Origin of the sequence: Mycobacterium sp. (assembly GCF_050701675.1) — a bacterium.
GTDB lineage: Bacteria > Actinomycetota > Actinomycetes > Mycobacteriales > Mycobacteriaceae > Mycobacterium.
The window spans coordinates 1-2,515 of the sequence record NZ_JBOGDD010001268.1; the positions used below are offsets into that span (position 1 = coordinate 1).

Below are 2,515 nucleotides of genomic sequence, written 5' to 3' on the forward strand. Positions count from 1 at the left end.
GGGGTGTGGGTACTCGCGCGTGGCCGATTCGGCGAACTTGTCCAGTTCTGGAAGGTTGACCACGATCGGATCTGGGTCCGATCGGGTGACCACCCAGACGGTCGGGTTGTCGGCGGATGCGTTGATCTCCTGATGCACTGTGTGCGCCGGAATGAAGACGAAGTCGCCAGGACCCGCCTCAACAGAGTGCTCGAGATGGTCGCCCCACCGGTACCTGGCGGTGCCTTCCACCACGTAGAGGATTGTCTCCTGATCGCCGTGGTGGTGCGCACCGGTCGCGGCGCCGGGCTGCACAGTGGTGAGGAAGGCACTCAGTACTTTGGCGTCGGGGTTGTGGCTGTCGAAGGCCACGTGCCGGTGCAGTCCCGAGGTCTGGGGGGTGTCATCGGAGAGTTGGTCCCGCCGAACGACGCGGACCGAAGGCTTGTGCATCGGTTGGTTCCCTTCTATCTCTGGCCGACCGGCAGAGCACTGTCCCCAATCATGTGCAGCCCGAATGGGGGCTGCTCGCCGACCCGCCAGGTGCCGTCCACCTGCAGCCGCCGACCTGCTGCGCGGGTCCTTTTCATGGCTCGCTGCGCTACCGACAGCTGTTGAGTCTCCCAGGCCTTCAGCCGGTCTGGGACGTAGATCGCAGTGGCGTTGAGCAAGGACTTGCCCAGTTGCCAGGCGTCGTCCGCTGCCTTCGCGGTGCCGACACCGATGTGGGGCCGCAGTGCGAATGCCGCGTCGCCGATCAGGCAGGTTCGCCCGAAGGCCATGCGGGGCACCTCCAGGTCGACGATCACCTGGATGAACGGCTCAGCGCTGCGCGCGATGAGCTCGGCGAGCGGCGCCGGAAGCTCGGTGTCCGCCGCGGAATGCAGTTCCTCGAGATGGCGGGTCTGGACCGAGCCGGGTGGCACGGTCAGTTCGGCTCTGACACCGTTGCGGTCGGTGAGCAGGTCGACGAGGTGGTCTCCCGGTGTGACGTTGCGGTACCAGAGCCAGTTGCACAGCACGGAGCCCTTGGGACCGGGAATCGGGTAGGTCAGCAGGTGGCCGTGCGGGAGGATCCGGTAGGTGATGGCGTCGGAGAGGATGCGTGCTGTGCGGCCGCTGAGTTCGGCACGGTCGATGGTGCCCCGCCACGCCACGTATCCCGCGTAGTGGGGTTGGGCCTCGGGCACCATGATTCGGCGTCCGGTGGACCGGATGCCGTCGGCGCACACCACGAGGTCGGCCGTCAAAGTCTGACCATCGGTCATGGACAGCATCACCTCGTCGCCCCGATTGTCAAGGTGCGCAAGCTCAGTCGAGAGGTGGTAGTGCTCGGCGCCGAAGGCGTCCAGTAATCCTCGGTACAGCTCGAAGTACGATGCGAACCGATATGTGCAGGGTTGCTCGTAGACGACGTCGCCATCATCGTCGAGGTACCGAAGCCTGCTGGCCGGCACGCCGATGTCGCCGATCGCCTTACCGGCCCGTTCCACGAGGTAGCGGATCGTGATCGGGTGCGCGACGATCCCGGCGCCGCGGCCCTCCAGTGGAATGGGACTACGTTCCACGACGTCGACGTCCCATCCCTGCTCCCGCAGAACGAGCGCCGCGGTGAGCCCGCCGAGGGATCCCCCGACCACAACTGCCCGGGTCACGAGGCACTCCCGTTGGCGAAAATTCTGGCGCACATAGCGGCGTGCTCGGCGCTGGCGTCCTGCAGCGTGTGCAGGTCACGCGGCACCGTCTCGGCGATCGCCGCCGTCACCGAAGGCACCGACGACTCGCCGCGCAGCACCGATGTGAACGTCTCGGCAGGGAGCGTGGCCATAGCTTCCAGAATCGCTACATTGGCACCAATTGTCGTTGACGCTGGCCCCAATGACCGCTTGCTGCCAGCGGCAAAGGGGCGTACCCGCCAGCCGCAATAACCGTTGCGACCACGGCTACCGTCGGCGGCTCTGCTTCTTGACGCCCGCGGTCAGTAGGTCCGCCAACGCCAGAGCGATGTTGTGCAAGTTGGTATCCAGCGAATAGGTGCTGTCGGCAGTCCAGTTTCCGATGCCGCCGGACAACGAGGCGACGATGATGTCAGCCAGCGTTTGGGCATCGTGGCGGCTGTTCACTTCGCCCCGCGCCACACCCTCTTTGACGAGTTCGAGGAAGGTCTGGTGCAGACCGAAGCCGCGATGGGCTCCGTACCCCGCCGTCGTCATCATCTCGCCGATGATCTCCCGGTAGGTGCTGCTCGACTCGATCAGCGATGCGGCGATGTCGTCGAAGACGCCGACGATCCGCAAAGGAATCGGATGATCGTCTCTGCCGAACATCACTTCGTGCAGATTGGACAGCCGCCGGTCCGCCAGCGCTTGGATCATGGCTTGGCGGGTGGGGAAGTGGTTGAAGAACGTTCGATTGGCGACGTCGGCGCGCTCGCAGATCTCCTCGATGGTGGTCGCCGAGGCACCCTGGTCGAGGAACAGCTCGAACGCGGCGTCGAGGATTCGATCGCTGAGCTCACGCTTGCGCCGGTCAGTCC

Annotated in this window: 4 protein-coding genes; all 4 read right to left on the minus strand. The window is 65.3% G+C overall.

All coding sequences use genetic code 11. The features are described 5' to 3' along the window. The coding region (locus ACRDUX_RS39265; RefSeq protein WP_526422697.1) for a cupin domain-containing protein at window positions 1-432 on the minus strand (432 nt) is incomplete at its 3' end. Between the two features lie 14 nt (window positions 433-446). Beyond that, window positions 447-1,634 carry an FAD-dependent oxidoreductase gene (locus tag ACRDUX_RS39270; RefSeq protein WP_526422699.1) on the minus strand — a complete coding sequence of 396 codons (1,188 nt, stop codon included), beginning with the start codon at window positions 1,632-1,634 and terminating at the stop codon, window positions 447-449. Further along, the gene (locus ACRDUX_RS39275; RefSeq protein WP_526422701.1) at window positions 1,631-1,807 is read right to left on the minus strand and encodes a hypothetical protein; all 177 of its coding nucleotides are present in this window, start codon (window positions 1,805-1,807) and stop codon (window positions 1,631-1,633) included. The genes ACRDUX_RS39270 and ACRDUX_RS39275 overlap by 4 nt, the downstream gene beginning before the upstream one ends. A gap of 115 nt (window positions 1,808-1,922) precedes the next feature. Then, window positions 1,923-2,515: TetR/AcrR family transcriptional regulator (locus tag ACRDUX_RS39280; protein WP_526422703.1), on the minus strand; the 593-nt coding region annotated here is incomplete at its 5' end.

What these genes read in the sequence shown, in the direction of transcription:
- ACRDUX_RS39275 (WP_526422701.1), bottom strand. Translation starts at nt 1,807, where the DNA reads ATGGCCACGCTCCCTGCCGAGACGTTCACATCGGTGCTGCGCGGCGAG.